This is a genomic window from Shewanella waksmanii ATCC BAA-643 (assembly GCF_000518805.1).
Taxonomy (GTDB): domain Bacteria; phylum Pseudomonadota; class Gammaproteobacteria; order Enterobacterales; family Shewanellaceae; genus Shewanella; species Shewanella waksmanii.
This window is the reverse complement of the sequence record NZ_JAEH01000018.1, coordinates 70,418-91,426: the sequence shown is the minus strand read 5'-3', so window position 1 is coordinate 91,426 and position 21,009 is coordinate 70,418. Positions and strand designations below refer to the sequence as shown.

22 protein-coding genes are annotated in these 21,009 nt (G+C 46.4%); 16 read left to right on the top strand and 6 right to left on the bottom strand.

Annotated features, from left to right (window positions below; translation table 11 throughout):
• The 9 genes from L865_RS25040 to L865_RS0110765 form a co-directional block, all read left to right on the top strand.
• Positions 1-282 (top strand): IS3 family transposase (locus L865_RS25040; protein WP_028773254.1); only part of this gene is annotated, 282 nt, incomplete at its 5' end.
• 1,101 nt (positions 283-1,383) lie between these two features.
• Positions 1,384-2,682, top strand: coding sequence for a DEAD/DEAH box helicase (locus L865_RS0110800; protein WP_028773252.1), 1,299 nt, complete (start codon positions 1,384-1,386; stop codon positions 2,680-2,682).
• A 176-nt stretch (positions 2,683-2,858) separates the two neighbouring features.
• On the top strand, positions 2,859-2,996 hold the full coding sequence (locus L865_RS25510) for a hypothetical protein (protein ID WP_157577535.1): 138 nt from the start codon (positions 2,859-2,861) through the stop codon (positions 2,994-2,996).
• A gap of 126 nt (positions 2,997-3,122) precedes the next feature.
• Positions 3,123-3,755, top strand: a complete 633-nt coding sequence (locus L865_RS0110795; RefSeq protein WP_028773251.1) for a peroxiredoxin-like family protein — start codon at positions 3,123-3,125, stop codon at positions 3,753-3,755.
• Positions 3,756-3,935: 180 nt separating this feature from the next.
• Positions 3,936-4,568 (top strand): DUF2913 family protein, encoded by a 633-nt coding sequence (locus L865_RS0110785; protein WP_028773250.1) that lies wholly within the window; start codon positions 3,936-3,938, stop codon positions 4,566-4,568.
• A gap of 35 nt (positions 4,569-4,603) precedes the next feature.
• Positions 4,604-6,085: a carboxypeptidase M32 gene (locus tag L865_RS0110780; RefSeq protein ID WP_028773249.1), complete on the top strand. Its 1,482-nt coding sequence runs from the start codon at positions 4,604-4,606 to the stop codon at positions 6,083-6,085.
• A complete protein-coding gene (locus L865_RS0110775; protein ID WP_028773248.1) occupies positions 6,082-6,561 on the top strand; it encodes a GNAT family N-acetyltransferase in 480 nt (159 codons plus the stop codon). Before L865_RS0110780 ends, L865_RS0110775 begins: the two co-directional genes overlap by 4 nt.
• A 76-nt stretch (positions 6,562-6,637) precedes the next feature.
• Positions 6,638-6,889 (top strand): DUF2960 domain-containing protein, encoded by a 252-nt coding sequence (locus L865_RS0110770; RefSeq protein WP_028773247.1) that lies wholly within the window; start codon positions 6,638-6,640, stop codon positions 6,887-6,889.
• Between the two features lie 41 nt (positions 6,890-6,930).
• Complete coding sequence (locus tag L865_RS0110765; protein WP_028773246.1) at positions 6,931-7,440, top strand: RDD family protein; 510 nt, start codon at positions 6,931-6,933, stop codon at positions 7,438-7,440.
• Positions 7,441-8,318: 878 nt separating this feature from the next.
• Here the strand turns inward: L865_RS0110765 and L865_RS0110760 are convergent.
• The 5 genes from L865_RS0110760 to L865_RS0110740 all read right to left on the bottom strand — a co-directional run bounded on the left by L865_RS0110760 (position 8,319) and on the right by L865_RS0110740 (position 12,864).
• Complete coding sequence (locus L865_RS0110760) at positions 8,319-8,675, bottom strand: hypothetical protein (RefSeq protein ID WP_157577533.1); 357 nt, start codon at positions 8,673-8,675, stop codon at positions 8,319-8,321.
• A 17-nt stretch (positions 8,676-8,692) separates the two neighbouring features.
• Positions 8,693-9,043, bottom strand: coding sequence for a hypothetical protein (locus tag L865_RS0110755; protein ID WP_028773244.1), 351 nt, complete (start codon positions 9,041-9,043; stop codon positions 8,693-8,695).
• A gap of 101 nt (positions 9,044-9,144) precedes the next feature.
• Positions 9,145-9,510, bottom strand: a complete 366-nt coding sequence (locus L865_RS0110750; protein WP_028773243.1) for a CRISPR-associated DxTHG motif protein — start codon at positions 9,508-9,510, stop codon at positions 9,145-9,147.
• Positions 9,482-10,513, bottom strand: coding sequence for a hypothetical protein (locus L865_RS0110745; protein ID WP_028773242.1), 1,032 nt, complete (start codon positions 10,511-10,513; stop codon positions 9,482-9,484). Before L865_RS0110745 ends, L865_RS0110750 begins: the two co-directional genes overlap by 29 nt.
• 1,070 nt (positions 10,514-11,583) lie before the next feature.
• Positions 11,584-12,864, bottom strand: coding sequence for a metal-dependent hydrolase family protein (locus L865_RS0110740; protein ID WP_028773241.1), 1,281 nt, complete (start codon positions 12,862-12,864; stop codon positions 11,584-11,586).
• Positions 12,865-13,241: 377 nt separating this feature from the next.
• On the opposite strand from L865_RS0110740, the gene L865_RS0110735 reads away from it, so the two are divergent.
• From L865_RS0110735 to L865_RS23560, 6 genes are all read left to right on the top strand, one after another.
• Complete coding sequence (locus L865_RS0110735) at positions 13,242-14,933, top strand: pepsin-like aspartyl protease (RefSeq protein WP_028773240.1); 1,692 nt, start codon at positions 13,242-13,244, stop codon at positions 14,931-14,933.
• A gap of 13 nt (positions 14,934-14,946) precedes the next feature.
• A complete protein-coding gene (locus L865_RS0110730) occupies positions 14,947-15,480 on the top strand; it encodes a GNAT family N-acetyltransferase (RefSeq protein WP_028773239.1) in 534 nt (177 codons plus the stop codon).
• A gap of 108 nt (positions 15,481-15,588) precedes the next feature.
• Positions 15,589-16,428: an SAM-dependent methyltransferase gene (locus L865_RS23565; protein ID WP_051484558.1), complete on the top strand. Its 840-nt coding sequence runs from the start codon at positions 15,589-15,591 to the stop codon at positions 16,426-16,428.
• A 178-nt stretch (positions 16,429-16,606) separates the two neighbouring features.
• The gene (locus L865_RS0110720) at positions 16,607-16,897 is read left to right on the top strand and encodes a hypothetical protein (protein ID WP_028773238.1); all 291 of its coding nucleotides are present in this window, start codon (positions 16,607-16,609) and stop codon (positions 16,895-16,897) included.
• Between the two features lie 151 nt (positions 16,898-17,048).
• Entirely contained in the window at positions 17,049-17,309 is a 261-nt protein-coding gene (locus L865_RS0110715; protein WP_028773237.1) for a hypothetical protein, read from the top strand.
• 32 nt (positions 17,310-17,341) lie between these two features.
• Positions 17,342-19,129 (top strand): tetratricopeptide repeat-containing diguanylate cyclase, encoded by a 1,788-nt coding sequence (locus L865_RS23560; protein WP_051484557.1) that lies wholly within the window; start codon positions 17,342-17,344, stop codon positions 19,127-19,129.
• A 147-nt stretch (positions 19,130-19,276) separates the two neighbouring features.
• Here the strand turns inward: L865_RS23560 and L865_RS0110705 are convergent, their stop codons facing one another.
• Positions 19,277-19,813: an NADPH-dependent FMN reductase gene (locus L865_RS0110705; protein WP_028773236.1), complete on the bottom strand. Its 537-nt coding sequence runs from the start codon at positions 19,811-19,813 to the stop codon at positions 19,277-19,279.
• Positions 19,814-19,937: 124 nt separating this feature from the next.
• Between L865_RS0110705 and L865_RS0110700 the strand changes: the two genes are divergently transcribed.
• Positions 19,938-20,837: a LysR family transcriptional regulator gene (locus tag L865_RS0110700; protein ID WP_028773235.1), complete on the top strand. Its 900-nt coding sequence runs from the start codon at positions 19,938-19,940 to the stop codon at positions 20,835-20,837.
• Positions 20,838-21,009 lie beyond the last annotated feature (172 nt).

Genomic DNA, 21,009 nt, shown 5'->3' with positions numbered 1-21,009 from the left:
GATAGAGGGGCAGAGTATAGGGCCCATGTGGTTCAACAGTATTTAGCGTGTCACAACATTAAAGCCAGCATGAATAGGCCTGGTTGCTGTACAGACAATGCCGAGGTTGAGTCATTTTTTCATTCATTGAAAGCGGATATCATCAGAGGGAACACGTTTGAAACGAGCACTAAATTACATTCTAAGCTCAAAGGTTATTTAAACTATTTCTATAATAGACAGCGCCTACATTCGAGCTTAGGATACAAAACACCTGCTGAATTTGAGCAGACATTATTTTGAAAATGGACGGTGTCTATTTTATCGGGTGAAGATCACAAAAAACAGTTGGCTTTTGCTCCTTCGTCGCTAATTTTAGCCAACTATTTTTTGCCTCTTAACGAGGCGTTAGGTAGTCAAGGTGGATAGTAAAAGACAGTTGAGATTAAAGGCTAAGTACAACCTATATTTGAGTATTCTGTTTATTGTCTCGTTTGGTGTTTTCTATTTACTCTGGGAAAGTTTGTACTCTTTTTTGCAAGTGTATGGAGTCGATGAGTACGCGTCAGGTGAACCAAGAGGTGAACTTAACAAATATGACTACCTAGTTTTAGTTGTGCTTTTTTTTACATTTTTTATTTCATACTTAGCTACAGCTTTGGTTACTGGATTATTAAATCGGTGGACAGTAAAACAAACTTTCGACAGGCTTATTAACTTCAAAAATTTGCCAGAGTACTGGTATAAAGACTGACTACCTAACAAGTCGTTTAAAAGGACAAAAAACAGTTGTTTTTTGCTCCTTCGTCGCTTATTTTAACCAACTATTTTATTGTCTGTTAACAAAGCCTTGGGTTGTAGTGGTCAATAAAAATTGGCCACAATCATAAAGTCTTCTCATATGTTCGTTGTCATCAAGGCTTGCTGCCTATTTTACTGACTTCATTACCAATAAAAATAGACGCTACAAGGATTTAAATAGGTTAAATATTTATCGAACCTTAATGCCACAGGTAACGGTAAATTCGAAGAGAGATAAAACCCAGTACAAGCGCGGCAGTGACTGTCCATGACAGGGATGTCATGGCCAAGCGTATAGGGATATATCCACAGCGTGTCACAGAAGTGCTTGTACATTCGCCTGCCGCAGGCATCGCTACACTTTCGGATATAGGGATAGCCTAACTTTAAGCACATACCCCACCGGGAAGGCGATAACCCATCCCCCGCCAGGAAAGCAATAACCCCCCCCCCAGCTAAGCAGGCACTATCCAACAGATAAATAATAAAGATCAGGTGCAAACCTAAAAGATTTGCTATACTCCGCGGCCGCTAAATCGCTTAATATTAGTTCAGTGCTCGATTTGGCCTATGCTCAAGTTCGGTAATTAATAGGATATCCCCATGAAATTTGAATCTTTTAGTTTTGCCCCTGAGATTTTGCGCGCTGTCGCTGATTGTGGATATCAGAAAATGACCCCGATCCAACAGCAAGCCATTCCCGCGATTCGCCGTGGCCAAGATGTACTCGCGAGCGCGCAAACTGGTACCGGTAAAACGGCAGCATTTGCTTTGCCTATTTTGCAAAAAATGCTCGATAACCCAAGCGATACCCAGCGTTCTAACACCCGGGCTCTTATTTTAGCCCCAACCCGCGAGCTTGCGGCGCAAGTGGCTGACAACATAAAAGAGTACAGCCGTTACCTGCCTATTTCAGTGCTGACGATTTATGGCGGGGTAAAAATGGATACCCAAGCCAATAAGCTAAAGCGCGGCGCTGATATTATTGTGGCCACCCCCGGACGCCTGCTAGAGCATTTGCAAGCCTGTAACCTCAGCTTGTCACACGTTGACTTTATGGTGTTAGATGAAGCCGATCGCATGCTCGACATGGGCTTTATTAGCGATATTCAAAAGATCCTTCAAGCGGTAAACAACAATCGTCAAAATCTACTGTTTTCTGCCACCTTCTCTAGTGCAGTTAAACAACTAGCCAATGAGATGTTGGTTAAACCTAAGCTGATTAGTGTCGACAAGCAAAACACTACCGCGGTTACCGTCAGCCAAGTTGTATATCCGGTAGAGCAACGCCGCAAACGCGAACTGCTGTCAGAACTCATTGGTAAAAAGAACTGGCAACAGGTATTGGTATTTACCGCTACCCGTGAAGCAGCAGATACTTTAGTAAAAGAACTCAATCTCGATGGTATTCCATCAGCCGTGGTTCACAGCGAAAAAGCCCAAGGGAATCGTCGCCGTGCGTTACGTGAATTTAAAGAAGGCAAAGTGCGCGCGTTAGTGGCAACAGAAGTGGCGGCTCGTGGTCTGGATATTCCAGAACTTGAATACGTAGTGAACTACGACTTACCGTTTCTGGCCGAAGATTACGTGCACCGTATTGGCCGTACTGGTCGTGCTGGTCGCAGTGGCGTTGCTATCTCATTAGTCAGCCGTGAAGAAGAGCGCACCTTAGCCGATATTGAAAAATTGATTGGCAATAAAATCCGCCGAATCACCATTCCAGGTTATGAAGTGGGTAGCCGTGAGCTACTTATCAAACAGCTGCAGAAGCGTCGTAGCTTTGCTAAACGTCAACAGCGCAGTGATAATGTCGGCGCGCAAGTGGTCGCTGAGAAGAACATGGGTTCGCGCCGAGTAAAATTGAAAAACTCTGCCAACGCCAAAACAAAGAAGACAAAATAATCGACGTACGGTCATAAGATTTCTTGTTACACGATTAAGGCACCAAAAGGTGCCTTTTTTGATCAATATGATTTATACCAATCAGTATAAGAATTTGATCAACTCAGCGCGCTTTTGGCAAACTAATTCAAGGCCGGCTAATTCAAAGTGAGTACTGAGACAATGGTTGCTCCCTTGTGAGGTTATTCAACGCAGAAGTAGGTAGCCAAAAACGCGCCAGAATGGCGAGTTCTAGCAGTCCTGATGCTGTGTTAACGAGCTTAACCGTAGAACAACTATGCTCTTCACTCGTTGCCTTGCCTCAGAACCGCTAAACTCTCGCTGAGTGACTAAATGTTTATACTGATTGGTATTATTTTCAATCACGGTGAAATATTTTCTGCACTAGCAGGGTCTTGTTTGGTAACGCAAACAATCAGCCAAATTTTACCGGAGAGAAAATGCCGTTTATTGCCCGTCTTAGCCTACTGTTAATCTTTTTTGCCTTACCCAGCGCAGCTAAACCTATCGCAGAAGATGACCTGAGTGTCGCCCCATTAATGAACGGGCAAACCGTACCATCAGCACAAGTCAGTACCTTAGACGGTAGCCAAACTGATATCGCCAAACTCATTGATGGAAAGCCAAGCGTGATATTTTTCTACCGTGGTGGTTGGTGTCCATTTTGTAATGCCCAAATGGGACAACTAAAAGCCATTGAGCAAGATCTGCTAAAAATGGGCTTTCAGCTGATTGGCATATCCCCTGACTCACCTAAAATGCTGCAAGACTCACTTACCGACCAAAAACTCGATTACACCTTAGTGTCTGACAGCGAGTTACATGTAATGCGTGCCTTTGGTTTAGCTTACTACACCAGCGAAAAGACCACCGAACGCTACCGTAAAAAAATGCAGCTCGGCAATAAACTATGGACCACCCCAGCTGGAGATGAGCGTTTAGTGCTGCCTGTGCCAGCCATTTACATTGTTGATGAAGATGGCTTAGTTCACTTTCAATACGTCAACCCTAACTTCCGTGTCCGCGCCGATCCTAAGTTGATCATCACCGCCGCGAGCTTGATTGCCGACTAAGCAAACCGTGCGGCTATTATCGCCGCATCACTCCTATTTCGTTAACTCCATGTTGGCCGCAATTGCGGCCTTTTTTTTGGCCTTATCAGGGCTAGCATCACAACTTTGTTTACCGCAACCGCGCAGCATTAAGCTATAATCTTGGCGATAAATTTAGGCGCCTTTTTTTGTGGAGATCCCATGTCCGCCCAAACCTATAACCAAGCCATTGTTGAACTTGCCCAAGCCGGTCTTAGCGCCCTAGCCGAGCGCAAACAAAGTACCAAAGCGATTCAGACACCCGCCGCAGAAAGCCACTTTTTATGTAGCTTTTTGGTACAAGCATTAAAAGAGCGTCGCTTCTCTAAATTGGTTGCCGACGACATAAATACCTGGATCCGCAACGGCCGCAGCATGGGCGCAGGCGCACAACTGCCCGCTTTAATGCAGCGTATCGACAAACAATATCTAGCCTTAGCAGACAGCAAACAGTTAGGTGACAAGCTGCAAGCAATGCTAGCTGAACTTGGCGAACAAGACTGGGTGGTGATTGTTGATTGCGATGTTGATACCAAGCTGAAACTCGACAGCGATGGTAGCGCCAGCTTAGTGATTGATGTCAGTCAATTTGAGCAACATATCGACCAAGGTGAAGTGGTTAAGGCCATTAATATTTTTGTGCGCGCCGATGAACAGCAACTTGCCGCGGCCGCGGCTAAGCACGGTTTACTGCTCAGCCAAGGTAATAAGAAAACCAGTCTAGTCAAACACCATAAAACCTACGTGTTGCAGCCTAATAATCAGCAGCCAGCGTTAGGCTTGTTAGTCAACTAGTCACCGCCTGTTTGTGGTAAAAACAAGGAGCCAGTATGAGCCAAGACAACACAGCCTATCAGCGACTTAGCGCTCGATTTAATCAAATAGCCCAATTTGAACATCTCAATGCGCTCGGCGATTGGGATCAGGCCACCATGATGCCGCCTGGCGGCAGTGAAGCTCGGGCAGGTGCAATGGCAGAGCTGGCTAAACACATCCACCAGCTTAAAAGCGATCCGCAAGTCGGTGAATGGCTAGAGTACGCCCAAGATGAAACCTTAACATCAACTGAGCAAGCCAACTTAAGGGAGATGCAGTATCACTACGGCCAAGCAACCGTTGTGCCCAGCGACTTAGTAGAAGCCAAAACTAAACAGGCCTACGCCTGTGAACATGCTTGGCGTGAGCAACGCGCCAATAACGACTGGCAAGGTTTTGCACCTAACCTCAAAAAGGTGATCAGCTTAGTGCGTGAGGAAGCGCAAATTCGGGGCGAGCAGCAACAGCTACCCCCGTATGATGCCTTGCTGCAAAAGTTTGAGCCGGGAATGGACAGCCAACGCATCAGTGATATTTTCAACCAAGTTAAAAGCTGGTTACCACAACTGATTAGCCAAATACGAGCCAAACAACAAAGCCAAGCTAGCATTGTCATCCCGCCATACAGCGCCGACAACCAAGCAAAGCTTGGTCGTGCAGTCATGAGCTTGCTCGGTTTTGACTTTAATCATGGTCGACTCGATATCAGCAGTCACCCATTTTGTGGCGGCAGCAGTAGCGATATTCGCCTCACTACCCGCTTTGACGAAAGCGATTTTACCAGCGGTTTGATGGGGATCATTCATGAGACTGGTCATGCACGTTATGAACAAGGCCTGCCCATTGAATGGCGCGGCCAGCCCGCAGGGCAGTATCGGTCAATGGCGATTCACGAAAGCCAAAGCCTGTTCTTCGAGATGCAAATGGCCCGTGGCAGTGGCTTTCTAAGTCTGTTAGCGCCGCTGCTGAAACAACACTTAGGCAGTGAGCTTTCACTAGCGCAACTGCAGCAAATTTATTCGCGAGTGGAGCCTGGCTTTATCCGCGTTGATGCCGATGAAGTCACCTACCCATGCCATATCATGCTGCGCTTTGAAGCGGAGCAAGCCATGGTTAACGGCGAACTTACGGTCGATGACCTACCTGATTTTTGGGATCAACACATGCAGCAATTGCTGGGGTTAAGCACCAAAGGCAATGATAAAATGGGCTGTATGCAAGATATTCACTGGCCAGTGGGTGAACTGGGTTACTTCCCAAGCTACAGCTTAGGCGCCATGTATGCCGCGCAGTTCAAGCACAGTATTGAGGCGCAACTAGGTGATATCGACAGCCTAGTCAGTGCGGGTAAGCTCAATGATATCTGCGCTTGGCTACAACAGAACATTTGGTCTAAAGGCGCATTATTGACCACTGATGAGCTGGTCAAACACGCCACCGGGGAGTCGCTCAACCCCGATCATTTTAAGCAGCACTTACAGCAGCGTTATCTATGATTATTCGTTTCATTGAAAATGCAGACTGGCCAGCGATTATGGATATTCAAGCAGCGAGTTATCCCAGTATTGAACCTGAATCGTTAACCGTGATGCAAAACAAAGCCGAACTTGGCCCTCAAACCAGCTTTGTCGCCGAGCATCATGGCAAAATCATCGGCTACTGTTTAGCGCATCCGTGGTTGTTTGGCACACCACCGGCATTGGCGCAGCAGCTCAGTCCTTGCTCGCAACCCGACACTTTGTATTTGCACGATATGGCGCTTGCGCCTTTAGCGCGTGGACAAGGGTTAGGTCAGGCATTTTTTCACCAGCTACTGCAACAGTGCCAACAACTGCAGCTTGGCAGTATCAGCTTGGTGGCTATCGCGGGCGCCAGCAGCTACTGGTCGACCATGGGTTGTGAAATCTGCCCTATCGACAAAGATTTAAGCAGCTACACCACTGACGCCTGCTATATGGTGCGTCAGTTATAGTAGGCACACAGCACAAATTACGCTAAAATCGGCGCGAAAATTCTGCCCTCACGGGCTGCACAGCATAGAGAATCACATGGCACGTAAAGTCGGCTACACCTTTAAAAAGCAGTATAAAGAGATTAACTTTGTCTACGATAGGTACCACGACATGTACGAAGCCGTGGCCGATGCCGAAGGGATTGACCTTACGCGCTTTCTTGCCATGGAAGCCCAAGTCGCCATGACCTCTAAAGGCTCCAAAGCGGTAAAAGATTTTCGCATTAAAGAGTTTGAACGCTTTGGCTTTAACAATATCCATTTCATTCGTGAAGAAGAACAAGAATAAGCCTAAACAGCAGCCCTGTTTCACAACCGATAGGATCTCCCATGTCCAATTTTGAACATGCTAACTTTCCCCGCGCTGGCTTTTTTCGTCGCATCGGCGCCATTGTTTACGATCTGTTATTAGCCGTAGCGGTTTACATGATTGCTGGCGCCATTGGCTTTGGCGTGTTTACCGCCCTGACCTCAAGCGGCATGATTGCCATGCAAGATTACGAACATGTCTCAGACTTGCTCAACGGCACGCCACTTTACAAAGGTATTTACCAATTGTGGATCACCTTATGTGTGGGCGCTTTTTATGTGGCCTTTTGGAGCCGCGGCGGCCAAACACTTGGCATGCGCGCATGGCGACTTAAGATTCAGCACCCCAACGGCCAAAGCCTCAGTGCAGTCACCGCCACCGCCCGCCTTGTCTGGTCACTACTGGGCATCGGCAACCTATGGATTTTAATTAACGGTGACAAACTAGCCCTACAAGATATGATGACCCGCTCTGAAGTGGTGGTGTTATCAAAAGAAGCCAACCAGCTGCGTAATTGGCGAGGGGTATAAACCTTCAAACTAAGGCTTAGTTCGCTTCCCAGCAGGGGATGTGAGTAATCATCCCCCCTGATGATTTAGCGAAGGGTTTCGCCTCCCAGCGGGTAATAGTTGGACGCTCATTCAACGTTGAGCGGTAACATCCGCCAAACTACGTTTGGCAATAGATCGCAGGATTCCATCCTGCACCGGGCAAGGAGGACTGCTCGTCCTCATCCTCCTTGCAACCACCATAACGCCCGGCGAACATTTCAAAAAGCGAAATTTCGCGACGGGAAAATCCTTGTAGCGTCTGGCCTTAGTTGAATCTAAATAGCTTATCCATCTATTACACCTTCATGGAACAATAAACGGTAAATTCGAAGAGAAATTATATCCAGTACAAGCGCAGTTGTGACTGTCCATGACAGGGATGTCATGGCCAAGCGTATAGGGATATATCCACAGCGTGTCACAAAAGTGCTTGTGCATTCGCCTGCCGCGGGCATCACCACACTTTCAGTGTATGGCAATAGCCTAACTATAAACACATACCCCGCCGGAAAGGCGATATCTCGCGACGGGAAAATCTTTGTAGCGTCTGGCCTTAGTTGAATCTAAATAGCTTATCCATCTATTACACCTTCATGGAACAATAAACGGTAAATTCGAAGAGAAATTATATCCAGTACAAGCGCAGTTGTGACTGTCCATGACAGGGATGTCATGGCCAAGCGTATAGGGAAATATCCACAGCGTGTCACAAAAGTGCTTCTGCATTCGCCTGCCGCAGGCATCACCACACTTTCGGATATGGCAATAGCCTAACTTTAAACACATACCCCGCCGGAAAGGCGATATCTCGCGACGGGAAAACCTTTGTCGATTCTAGCAATCCTAACTTACTCGACTCATAAATGCTGGCCATACAGTATGAAATGAATTGCACCAATAACTAGTAGCAATACCAAGGACAGCAGCATCCAACCAGCAAAGACACGATCAATAGGCCGACTAAACTTCAAAATAGCCTTATCATTAACAAAAGCTTGATTGTCAGCTTTATTGCGAATAAGGACAATTGCATACATAGAGAATCGCATGCCAATGCCTGAATCCCAACCAGGTAATTCAATGCCCTCAATGGCCATTTCTCGCTCAATGCGTTTAATGGATAGCCGATGAAATACAACAGTACTAATGCACCATGAAAATATCAGAAGTACAAAAATTGATAGAAAAGTGATGTCTAGATTGGTCATTTCCATAAATTGCCAACTTATTTTTAGTCAAAATAAATTGCATGAATAAGGCAACCTAAACAAAGCAGCCCAAAAGACACCCGCAGCCACATAGACAAAAACCAATCAATTTTTCGAGTATGTCGTTTTATGGCTGCCACATTAACAAAAGGATTAGTGTCCGGGTAATTAGGCCGTAATATAATCGCCGAATACATGGCTAGACGTGTCCCGACTCCCCTATCCCACTGAGGCGGCTCAATACCTTCTTTACTCATTTCTCGCTCAAGATGTTTCACAGTAACTTGCGCGAAAACCAATACACCAACTCCCCAAGCAAGAAATATGAATACTGAACTAATGAGAAAAACAATTTCAATTAGCGACATATCCACTATCTCGCCCTATTCTTAACTCGAAATGCCCTAGTCATATCAATATGCTAAGTCCCGTTAACTACAATCAAAAACCTAAATGAAGCATTTACTAAGCACGCTTAATAGAACAATGCTATGAGCATTAAAATGACAAATGAACTCATCATCCAAATAGCTAAAAAGCGATCAATTGGACGGGCATACTTGAGCACTGCTGCGTCATCTATTGGTGATCGCGCTGCCGCCTTGTTACACACTAATACCATCGCGTACATGCCATACCGCATACCTACACCGCTATCCCATGAAGGAATCGATTGCTGCTCCTTAGCCATCATTTTTTCTAAATAACGACCAGAAAATATCGTGAATGCTAGAAAACTTACACTCCAACTTATCAGCAGTAATGCAGGAAAAAGTGATATCAAAGTTTCAAAATTTAAAGTATCCATTGAGTTAAAACCATGAGTAATTTGAACTTGCATCGTACACAGTTCCTGCCGCAGACTTTCCAAAAGCATCTATATTAGATGCTGCAATATAGCCTACAACAATGGAGGAGCCGACAATAAATGCCCAACCTATTGGGGTCGCTACTAGGCCAACTGCAATACCAGCTTTAATAACACTTGAGCCAGCTAATAAACCTGCTGCAGTCCCAAAACCAAACCCTGTTGTTTCAACTACAGCACTACGATGCCAATCTCTGCCTGCATAAAAGTCTTCTCGCACACTTCTTGCACGCATGCCGGCATCGAGGACTATCATGCTCCCGCCGAACATTTTTGCACCCGCTTCAAATCGGCGAATGTAGTTAAACGAATTTGTCGAAGTCAGGTTCAACTTAGCTGGATTACGAGCAGTTCTCGCAATAGCAATGCCGCGATTTGGATTAGTCCAAACGTTACCACGTTTGCCTGATTTAACCCTACCTAAAAACTTACCAAACTCAGTTTGGAAACGGCCATTAAACTCTTGGTAAGAACGCTTTGCTATCTGTTCTAACATCACCATTTGATGTTTCGGTAGCTTGGCTTTGGCCCCCTCCCTCACCTTCAGTAACGCATCTTGATATTTAATAATCGATTTACCAAATTGAGAGACACGCTCATCGACTGCAGTGGCCGCCGCGCCCGCAGCGCCAATTGAGTACTTTTCTAGTATCGGCTGGACTTCAACCGCATAAAATTCTGACATGGCCACAATGACATCACCACCAAAGGTTTCTACCATATCGGTAATATTGCGTCGTGATTGCGCAGGTAAGCTATTGGCTTGATTAAGAGCACAGGTCAAATCTGGTCTAAGCGCTGATATATCATTACTGTTACCACTGCGCACCACCATCGGCATACCTTTGGGAATTCGCGGTCCAATGATATGTGGATTATCTTTTCGAAACTGCTTTACCGCTGCAGCATCATTCATATCTACAGGGTATTCACTGTATGGTTTGTTGCTAAAGCAAAATGCTTGATTGGCCGACATAGAAAATCCTTCTCTATTGATGTTTATCCGATGAAACCAGTCCTTGTGTGGTGCAAATGGTACCAATCACCCGTTTAAAACCCTATGCATCAAAAGTTGCATTTAAATTGGCCGGTTTAGTATGAAATTAGGGGATGGGTATACCCAGATTGCTATTTGCATACTCGCGGAGATAGTTGGACGCCCATCCAACGTTGAGCGGTAACATCCGCCAAACTACGTTTGGCAATAGATCGCAGGATTCCATCCTGCACCGGGCAAGGAGGACTGCTCGTCCTCATCCTCCTTGCAACCACCATAACGCCCGGCGAACATTTCAAACAGCGAAATTTCGCGACGGGAAAATCTTTGTAGCGTCTGGCCTTAGTTGAATCTAAATAGGTAAAACACTTATCGAACCTTAATGCCACACCATGCTGCAAATTCGAAGAGAAATTATATCCAGTACAAGCGCGACTGTGACTGTCCATGACAGGGATGTCATGGCCAAGCGTATAGGGATATATCCACAGCGTGTCACAGAAGTGCTTGTACATTCGCCTGCCGCAGGCATCACTACACTTTCAGTGTATGGCAATAGCCTAACCATAAACACATACCCCGCCGGAAAGGCGATATCTCGCGACGGGAAAGCCCTTGTCGCTTCTGGCCGTAGTTGAATCTAAATAGCTTATCCATCTATTACATCTTCATGGAGCAATAAACGATAAATTCGAAGAGAAATTATATCCAGTACAAGCGCGGCTGTGACTGTCCATGACAGGGATGTCATGGCCAAGCGTATAGGGATATATCCACAGCGTGTCACTGAAGTGCTTGTACATTCGCCTGCCGCAGGCATCACTACACTTTCAGTGTATGGCAATAGCCTAACTTTAAATACATACCCCGCCGGGACAACGCTCAATGTTGTTAGGCACACTGTGCCGTTGGCCAACCTTGCCCCATTGGGCAACAATTGCAAATCAGATACAAAAAAGGGTTAGCAATTAATGCCAACCCTTTACTCAAAGAAGATAAAACCACTCGATTATTGGTGTGTCACCAACCAACTTTGATTTATCACCAAGCTATTTTTGTTTGTAAACCACGCCGCCTTTCATAACAAAGTCGACATCAAGTAAGGCTTTAATGTCATCAAGCGGGCTTATGTCGGTGGCAATAATGTCGGCGTATTTACCTGCTTCTAGGGTACCTAGTTTGGCCGACTTGCCGCCAAGATCTGCGGCGTTAATGGTGGCAGAGACTAAAATATCGCTGTTGGTCATGCCTGCTTGATGCATCAATACCGCTTCTTGGGCATTGTTACCGTGCTGCGATACGCCGCTATCGGTGCCATAGGCAATTTTTACCCCGGCCTTATACATGGCTTTAAAGTTAGCGGTCATGTCAGCGCCAACGCGCTTAGCCTTGGCTTTAATCGCCTCTGACATAAAGTCTGAGTGGTGCGCCATTTGCACCACGGTATCCCCAGCCAGCAGCGTTGGTACTAAGTAAGCGCCGTTTTTCTTAAACAGCTTAATACTCTCTTTATCGGCATAGCTGCCGTGCTCAATGCTATCAACACCGGCGCGCAGTGCAGCATTAATACCGGCGGTGGCGTGGGCATGACTCGCCACTTTACGCCCTAAGCCATGGGCGGTCGCCACAATTTCGGTTAGCTCATCATCGGCCATCTGCTGCCCAGTACCGGTATTGGTGTCTGACAACACCCCGCCAGTTGAGGTCACTTTAATCACATCGGCACCAAACTTAATCGCACGGCGGGTGGCGCTACGGCAATCATAAGGGCCGTCACAAATGGTTTTTTGGGTGTACTTTTCCAGCAAATCTGGGCTCATGCCATCCACATCACCGTGACCACCAGTAACAGAAACCCCGCCCGAAGCAATGATACGTGGCCCTGCAATCCAGCCTTTATTAACCCCATCGCGCAGCGCATAAATTTGCTCAGGTTTGGCACCTAAATCACGCACGGTAGTATAGCCGGCCATTAAGGTTTTATTGGCAAAATGTACACTTTGCATGGCAACATCGGCATCAGACATACGCAGTTTCTCGCTGTCGTTTTTCGGCCCTAGCTCGCCTTGTAAATGCACATGCATATCCATTAGACCGGGCATAACAAAGCGGTTTTTCAGATCGATATAGGTCACATCATCACCAAAACTAGCGGCATCGACATAACCGGATTTAACCTGCTCAATCACGCCGTTATTAATCACCACAGTTTGCTCTTTAGCGCTGGACTTACCGGGTACCGCTAGTAGCTCTCCGGCGTGAATCACGGTAACAGGCGCGGCAATGGTGGCAGTGCTGGCTGCGGCGCTCAGCATTAACGCCGCGCTCATGGCGGCCAGCGACTGGCGATTGTTGGTTTTTGATGGCTGGATTTGCTGCTTCATGTCTTTCCCTCAGGGGTAGGTTAGCGGCTTTTCGCCACGTATCTTCCACCTTGTTGTTATCGTTTATTATTGTTATTTCAATGGGCTAACCATAGCATCGTAACTTGCAAGTTCAGTTGTTTAGCCATTGATTAGCGCTAATAACATACAAGCAGCTCTGGTCGCTTTCCAAGTCATAAATTGTAACAAAAGGGTTAAAAGCAGTTGAAGGCGGCAGTAAAACTAGGTAAAAATACGTAATAAAACATAGTGTTGAATAAAGCTAACTGCTTAAATTTGCAGCTGTTAAGCAGGTTATTATACCAATCGCAAGGAAAGCCAACATGTCATCACCTGCCAAACCTGCGGCCGTAAAGCCACGCACGTTAAAAATCCCGCTCACCAATGTTTACGCCCGCGGGGGTTATAGCGCCCAGTTAACAATTGGCGCCAATCAAGATACGGTTAACCTTATCCTAGATACTGGCAGCAGCACTTTGGTAATTAGTGGCAGCGACTATAACGAGCAACAGGACAAAGCCCTCAATCCCACCAGTTTTGCCCAAGAAGTGCTATACGGCATGGGCGGCTGGGATGGACCTGTGGTGCATACCCGTGTGGGGATTTGTGAAAATGCCATCGATTATGATCTCACTGACGACTATCACGAACATGCCCATCAGCCGGTGGTTCTGAGCAGCTGCCCGGTTGCCGTGGTGTATTGCAATGCCCAAGAAACCACCTTTGCCGAAGCCGATGGCATTTTGGGGCTGGCCTATCATGCGCTTAACAAAAGCTATAACCTCAAGCCCTATTTTGAGCACTATGATATCAACCCAGCGTTAACCCACCCTTGGCCCTTCGATGATGAAATTGCTTTAGACCCAAAAGATTTCACCCCCATACTCAACCCCGATGCCGATACTGAAAACAGCGCTGACGGTCAGTGTGATTGCGTGCCCGGCGGCGCCACTCAAACAGACGCTGACAATCAAGGTAAAGCCCAAGCGGACAGCAAACCCAAAGATGCTACAGAGCCGTTTACTAGCCACGATTTACGTAAATTTAAGCAGTTTTTAAATCAGCAACCTAGCCAAGATGTGGTGCCCTATTTTACCGAGCTCACCCAGCACGGTTTAACGGCTAACAAATTTGCTTTTTACTGTCGCCGTTCCAGTATTCATGTCAATCAACAACTTGCTAGTGCCACCAGTGCCGATGGTACTCGACAACTGAATCACTACGAACAGTTAGGCCAAGACCCACTTAACCAAGGTTGGCTAATTTTGGGCGGAGGCGAAGAACATACTGAATTGTACCAAGGCGACTTTGCCACTATTTCGGTGGTGGAAGATAAATACTATAACGTCAACCTAATCGCCCTGCAGGTTGCTGACAATGAAGAGATAGACTCGCAGCTCACTAACGAACTAGAACAAGAGCTAGAACAAGCGCAAGCAGATGCAGAACAGCAAGCCGCAGGCGACACTGAAAGCCACAGCCACTCTCACAGCCACACCCATGGGGTGAGTTTTAGCCCCGCGGCGCGAGGTCGCAGCAATGCCATTATCGACACCGGTGCATCGGCCATTGTGCTCACCCGCTATCTGTTTGATGCCATGGTTGAGCAGCTTAATGCCATCAACCCCCTATTTGGCCAGCAAATTGCGCCATTTAAAGCGGTATCTCAACAGTTTGTGGGAATCGACATGGATGAGCTTAAATTAAATGACTGGCCAACACTGACCTTTCGTTTTGTTGGCTTTGGCCAAGATGACACACCACAAGCGGTCTATATTGAGGTTGCCCCGCAAGATTATTGGCAACTCAATACCCCAGCGGCAGGCAAAGCTTGCTTTAAAATGCTGTCGCAATTTCCCAATTGGCCCAATCAATCCATTTTGGGGCTACCACTAATGAGCCGCTATTACGTGGTGTTTGACCGCAGCGCCCACCAAAATGGGGTTATACGCTTTGCCAAACAGCAAGTTAATGCTAGCAGTGCCGCGCCACAGCCGCACACCGTGGCCAACTAACCGAGAAATCATCATGCATCAATTTACGACTCAACGCCTGCATATGCGCCTGCTGGATGAACGCGATAAGGCACTGTATTGCTCGTTGTATACTGACCCCGTTGTCATGGAAAAAATTGGCAAAACACTAGCCTATGAAAAAACGGAAAAATCTTTTGCCATCGCCTTAAAGCTATTAAACGCGACGCCACAGCGCCATTATGTCTGGCTAATTTCAGATAAGCACACTGGTGAAGCACTGGGAATGCAAAATATTGCTATCAATAAACAAGATAGCACCCAAGCTGAGTTTGGGATCATGCTAACCCCCAAGAGCTATGGTAAGCATATCGCTTTTGAGTCAATTGGCGCATTAACCGAATACGGGCTTCATACTCTTAAACTGCAAAAAATGTACTCCTATTTTCAGCCTTCCAATACGGCCATTTTAAAAATCGCCCAAAGACTAAATTACCAAATAGATATGCAGAATTTACAGCCCAATACAGGACAAGCAAGTTGTTATATGCTGCAAGCCCAATACAAAGACACATTTATACAACATTAGTATCACGATAGCGTTTCAAATTTTGGCATTAACTGGTATCTTGCCATGTATATCAGCTTGGTTTTGTTGCTAAATTATTCTAATAAATTGATTGCCTAAGGTTTTAACATGTCTGGAAGTTTAGCCTGCGTAGGGATAGGTATGACGCTAGGGGCGCACATCTGCCCACTGGCGCGCAGTCACATTGAGCAAGCCGACGTGGTGTTCTCTGGCGTATCCGATAGTGTGGTTGAGCTGTGGTTGCAAGAGATGCACAGCGATGTGCGCTCACTTCAGGTTTATTATGCCGAGGGCAAATCACGCCATATCACCTACCGCGAAATGGTCGAGGCCATGTTAAGCGAAGTGCGTGCTGGCAAAAAAGTGGTTGGCGCGTTTTATGGTCACCCGGGCGTATTTGCCCACGCGCCGCACAAATCCATTGAAATAGCCCAAAACGAAGGCTACCCCGCGGTGATGGTGCCCGGCATTAGCGCCGAAGATTGCTTAATTGCCGATTTGGGCATTGATCCTGGCCGAGTCGGCTGTCAGCAATTTGAAGCCAGCCAGTTTATGTTTTATCAACGCCAATACGACCCTTCATGCTATTTAGTGCTGTGGCAAATTGGCCTAGCAGGTGACAAAAGCCTGACTAAATTTGCCACTGGTAGGGCTCATCGCCAAGTCTTAATAGAGTTACTCGCCGATAAATACCCGCTCGATCATCAAGTCATCTTGTATGAAGCTGCGGTGCTGCCCATCGACAGCGTGCGCAAACAGTGGCTCACTATCAACGAACTGGCCGATGCCGATATCCATATGCATACCACGTTAGTGATTCCGCCTAGTGAAAAGATGCGCCCCAATCAAGCGGTATTAGACAGGCTGGCGCAAATAGAGCAGCAATTAACACATGCTGAACCAGCATCAGCTGCGCCAACGGCAGCCACACTGGCCTTGGTAAAATAGCCATGAATGTTTTTGCCTATTGGCAGCCAAAACCATGGCCAAAAACCAGCGTTGCAGTAGTCAGAAACCAGCGTTGCAGTGGTCAAAAAAATAGCTTAATAACGATAGAAAAATAACAACACAGTGGCAGTTACCCTGCCACGCAATCATTACAACATAACCTTGAGGGAACAAAACTATGTCAACCAACAAATCTTTGTCAACCATTAGCCAATTACTTGAGCAACTCGGACAGGATGCCAGCTTACAAATTGACGCCGCACAGCGTCAGGCAGCAATTGCCTCAGCCGATATCAGCAATGAGCTTAAACAAGCGCTCATCCAAGCCGATAGCTTGGCCGTTAAAAACCAGCTAGATGTCTGCCCCGATGTTTATTGCCTACTCGTAGCTCATGAAGAGGAAGACGATGCGGGTGATAGCCGTGATAGTAACAACGATAACACTCAGGTGATTGAGAAAGCAGCTTAGGCGGCATGCAGTGCTATAACTCTTTCCTTGAGGCGCAAGCTCTTAAGGCAAAAGCTATAGCCAGCCCTTGAGGCAAAAGATTTAACACAGTACCAGACAACAGCAACAATAAATAACTAACTTTTTTCATAGCAACCAATAAGGAAATACTATGTCATCAGTCATTGAACTACTTGAGCAAATGGGTCAAAACGCTGCGTTACAAAACCAAACTGGCTTTGAGCAAGCGATTGAGCAATCAGATCTGTCTGACAACTTAAAAACCTCGCTACTGAATCGTGATGATATCAGCCTTAAACGTGAGCTGGATGTGGTGCCGGATGTGAAGTGTATTTTTGCACCAGCTGAAGATGAAAAAAAAGATGGTGCAAAAGAAGAAGATAAAAAAGACGACACTGAAAAAGAAGGTTAGTCAGTTGATAATTAGTAATTTAAACCAATAAGATGAGTATTAATATTGCTAGACTCCTATTAGTGGCAAACTTGCTACTAATAGGTTTTGTTGCGCCAGAAAGAGTTTATGCAACTGAAACTATCGACAGAATTCTCGAGCAAGCTGACCAAGCGAGAAGCAGTGATCCTGTTAACTTCAATGATTCACTGGAAAAATTGAGTAAACATGAACATGAAATGGATAACGACCAAAGGGCATATTTTCAATATTTACAGGCATATAGCTTATCATTTAAAGGCCAGTTTGCAAGAGCTGTTGAAATCTACACAAGCATTCTAAATGCAGATGTAAACAGTGACTTAAAATTTCGAGCCAACTTGTCAATCGTTAACTCACATGCCATTTCAAAAAACTGGTCACAAGGTTTAAGCCATCTGTCATATCTTGTTCAGCACCTAAATTCAGTAAAAAGCAGAGATGTACATGAATTAGGGCTAGTAGTCGCATCAATATTCTATAACCAAATTGGCCAATATGAATTGGGCTTTAATTATGCTAATCGACTTGCTGATTTAGTGTCTAGCGGCAGAAATCACTGTATCGCCCATAATCTCAAGCTCGAATCCCAATTCGAACTCGGCCAACTTGCCGAAAATGATCCTCGAATTACTGCGGGGTTAGCCGCCTGCCAAGACGTCAATGAAGTGGTGATGGAAAGCGCAATTTATAGCTACCTTGCCGAACTGTATCTCGACAACCAGCAGCCACAGCAAGCCTTGGCAGTGTTAGAAGCTCAGTTACCAGCAATTGAGCAGACCCAGTATGCACCAGCATTAGGCCGATACTATTCGCTACTTGCAAGAGCGTATTTACAGTCGAGCCAAGCAGAAAGTGCCGAACAGTTTGCATTTAAAACTCTTGAGCATTCGAAAAACCTAGGCAACAGTAGACCGATTACATTCGCCAATCACATCCTGTTCCAAATCGCCGAATCCCGTGGTGAACATCAATTGGCGCTGGATTACCATAAAAAGTACGCTGCTGCCGATAAAGCCTTTTTAGATGATGTTAAAACCAAGCATTTGGCGTTCCAGCTCGCCCAACACCAAGCCACCGAGCAGCGCAACCAAATTGATCTGTTAGACAAGCAAAACAACCTCTTGCGGGTGGAGCAAAAACTGGCCACCACTGAAGCAGAAAACAACCGCTTGTTTATCTCACTGCTGATATCAATTATTACCTTACTGGGATTTTGGGCCTATAAGTCGTGGAAAACCCAGCAACGCCTAAAACAGCTGGCCGAGTACGATGCGCTCACCAAAGTGTACAATCGTGGCCACTTTACCCACTTAGCTGAAGATGCGCTTAAATACTGTGGCAGTGCCAATATCCAGCTTAGCTGCATCTTGTTTGACTTAGATAAGTTTAAACAAATTAACGATAACTATGGCCACGGCTGCGGTGACTGGGTGCTAAAACAGGTGGCTAAAGTGTGCCAAGCTCAAGGGCGCAAAAATGATATTTTTGCCCGCTTAGGCGGCGAAGAGTTTTGCATGATTTTACCAAGCTGCGATCTGCATACTGCCTTAAAGCTAGCGGAGAGTTGCCGTGTGGCGATTAATCAAATTGATACCGCACCTTCAGGGCACGACTTTACCATTAGCGCCAGTTTAGGGGTCACCGATACCCAGTTATCGGGCTACAGTTTAGAGCAGCTCACCACCGATGCCGACAGCGCCATGTATCAGTCTAAAGATGACGGTCGTAACCGCATTAGCGTGTATAGCCCCAAGGGTGAACAGCTCAGCTTAGATGCACTTAGCTCGGCGCGCTTATAAACTGCTGTGATTTTATAAGCAAATGCTTAGCTAGCTGCGCCATTGTGCAAAGCGGCGCGGCTTAATCCAGCGCACCGCGACTTCATCATGCATTCAGCGGCTATAACTATTAGCCGCCATAACTATTAGCCACGCTGCAATGTTCCCTTAAGCAATCGTTGCCACTGCTGATTGCAGTTTATCCAGCAATTCAGGATTGCTTAACTGCTGGCTTTGCATGTCGAAATTATCAAAAAAGCTAGGGATAGAAAGACTCGCTTTCACATCGGCGCCAAAATACGGTGCGCTTGTGGTTGCCGCGGTCAGTACAGTATTGGCACCACCTGGGCCTGGTGATGTAGCTAGCATGACCATAGGTGTATTTTGAAACACCTTCATGTCGATACGTGAGGTCCAATCAAACAGGTTCTTATAGGCTGCGGTGTATGAGCCGTTATGCTCAGCAAACGAGATAATAATGGCGTCAGCCTCAGCGATTTTGGCAAAGAAGCGCTGGGCTTGTTCTGGCTGGCCTAGCTCGGCTTCACGGTCTTGGCTAAAAATCGGCGTTTCGTAATCGTTGATATCAAGCACTTCAACTTCCACTCCCTCTTGACCTGCTGCGACGAGCGAGGCGGCATAAGTGGCAAGTTGCTTGTTGATTGATTGGCTGCTGTTGCTGGCGGCAAAGGCTAATAGTTTCATAATCATTCCCTCAAATTTAGTGATGCGAGCCAGTAACTGGCGCTGTAATGTCTTTCAATGCAAATCAGTGTATATTAATAGTTAACCGTAATTAATCACCTCAAAAGACAATCACTGTTTCCATATGACTAACAATAATCTATTTGAAGGGGTAGTGATATTTACCGAAGTGGTCAACCAAGGTGGTTTTAGTGCCGCAGCGCAGGCCCTCGGCCATTCGACCTCGTTTGTCAGTAAGTCGGTAAGTAAACTTGAAGCCCGCCTTGGAGTGCGCTTACTTAACCGCACGACCCGCTCAATTGGCCTCACCGCAGAAGGCCAAGCCTACTATGATCGCTGCCTCGCCTTAGTGAGCGACGCCGAACAAGCCGAGCAACTTCTCACCCCCCATAATGCCACCCCTAAGGGGCGGTTAAAGATCAGCTCGCCGGTGGGCTTTGGCCGTAGCCACTTACAACCGATTATTTCCGAATACCTGCATTTATATCCCAATGTCTCTCTAGAAATGGATTTAAATGATAAACGCATTGATGTGATTGGCGATGGCTACGATTTAGCCATAAGAGCCTCGGCGCAGCTGGAAGAGTCGAGCCTGATTGGCCGCAAGATCTATCAGTGCGACGCACTTACCGTGGCATCAAAAACCTATATAGAAAAACGTGGCCTGCCCCATCACCCTATGGAGCTTGCTCACCACGACTGTATTAGCTATAGCAACTTGAAAATGCCTAACCGATGGCAGTATCTCGATGCCAAGGGCGAGCCTTTTAGCGTTGATGTGCGCGGTCGCATTTTGTGTGACAGCGGCGACTTTGAACTTAGCCTAGTGCGCAACCACCACGGCATTTGCCGCTTACCGGGCTTTTACCTCGATGAAGTGCTTAAAAATGATGAACTGGTCGTGCTGTTTGACAACTTGCCCACAGCACAGGTAGAAGTGTACGCCGTCTACCCTAGCCGTAAACATCTGTCGCCCAAAGTGCGCGCCTTTATTGATTTAGCCGTGGCGCGCTTGGAGGGTTAATACCTCGTCAATGTCATTGAGCTAGCGTTAAAAAATCTTCGTACCGATAACATTTTACTATCAAATTTTCAGCTGATTTACGCTACAATCAGTAGCAAAGTGGCGCTCTGCTGATTTGGACGCTTGCCATGATGTCTAACCACGTGCAGTGAACGCGTGACTTCAATATGGA

What these genes read in the sequence shown, in the direction of transcription:
- L865_RS0110800 (WP_028773252.1), top strand. Translation starts at nt 1,384, where the DNA reads ATGAAATTTGAATCTTTTAGTTTTGCCCCTGAGATTTTGCGCGCTGTC.
- L865_RS0110795 (WP_028773251.1), top strand. Translation starts at nt 3,123, where the DNA reads ATGCCGTTTATTGCCCGTCTTAGCCTACTGTTAATCTTTTTTGCCTTA.
- L865_RS0110785 (WP_028773250.1), top strand. Translation starts at nt 3,936, where the DNA reads ATGTCCGCCCAAACCTATAACCAAGCCATTGTTGAACTTGCCCAAGCC.
- L865_RS0110780 (WP_028773249.1), top strand. Translation starts at nt 4,604, where the DNA reads ATGAGCCAAGACAACACAGCCTATCAGCGACTTAGCGCTCGATTTAAT.
- L865_RS0110775 (WP_028773248.1), top strand. Translation starts at nt 6,082, where the DNA reads ATGATTATTCGTTTCATTGAAAATGCAGACTGGCCAGCGATTATGGAT.
- L865_RS0110770 (WP_028773247.1), top strand. Translation starts at nt 6,638, where the DNA reads ATGGCACGTAAAGTCGGCTACACCTTTAAAAAGCAGTATAAAGAGATT.
- L865_RS0110765 (WP_028773246.1), top strand. Translation starts at nt 6,931, where the DNA reads ATGTCCAATTTTGAACATGCTAACTTTCCCCGCGCTGGCTTTTTTCGT.
- L865_RS0110760 (WP_157577533.1), bottom strand. Translation starts at nt 8,675, where the DNA reads ATGGAAATGACCAATCTAGACATCACTTTTCTATCAATTTTTGTACTT.
- L865_RS0110750 (WP_028773243.1), bottom strand. Translation starts at nt 9,510, where the DNA reads ATGCAAGTTCAAATTACTCATGGTTTTAACTCAATGGATACTTTAAAT.
- L865_RS0110745 (WP_028773242.1), bottom strand. Translation starts at nt 10,513, where the DNA reads ATGTCGGCCAATCAAGCATTTTGCTTTAGCAACAAACCATACAGTGAA.
- L865_RS0110740 (WP_028773241.1), bottom strand. Translation starts at nt 12,864, where the DNA reads ATGAGCGCGGCGTTAATGCTGAGCGCCGCAGCCAGCACTGCCACCATT.
- L865_RS0110735 (WP_028773240.1), top strand. Translation starts at nt 13,242, where the DNA reads ATGTCATCACCTGCCAAACCTGCGGCCGTAAAGCCACGCACGTTAAAA.
- L865_RS0110730 (WP_028773239.1), top strand. Translation starts at nt 14,947, where the DNA reads ATGCATCAATTTACGACTCAACGCCTGCATATGCGCCTGCTGGATGAA.
- L865_RS23565 (WP_051484558.1), top strand. Translation starts at nt 15,589, where the DNA reads ATGTCTGGAAGTTTAGCCTGCGTAGGGATAGGTATGACGCTAGGGGCG.
- L865_RS0110720 (WP_028773238.1), top strand. Translation starts at nt 16,607, where the DNA reads ATGTCAACCAACAAATCTTTGTCAACCATTAGCCAATTACTTGAGCAA.
- L865_RS0110715 (WP_028773237.1), top strand. Translation starts at nt 17,049, where the DNA reads ATGTCATCAGTCATTGAACTACTTGAGCAAATGGGTCAAAACGCTGCG.
- L865_RS23560 (WP_051484557.1), top strand. Translation starts at nt 17,342, where the DNA reads ATGAGTATTAATATTGCTAGACTCCTATTAGTGGCAAACTTGCTACTA.
- L865_RS0110705 (WP_028773236.1), bottom strand. Translation starts at nt 19,813, where the DNA reads ATGAAACTATTAGCCTTTGCCGCCAGCAACAGCAGCCAATCAATCAAC.
- L865_RS0110700 (WP_028773235.1), top strand. Translation starts at nt 19,938, where the DNA reads ATGACTAACAATAATCTATTTGAAGGGGTAGTGATATTTACCGAAGTG.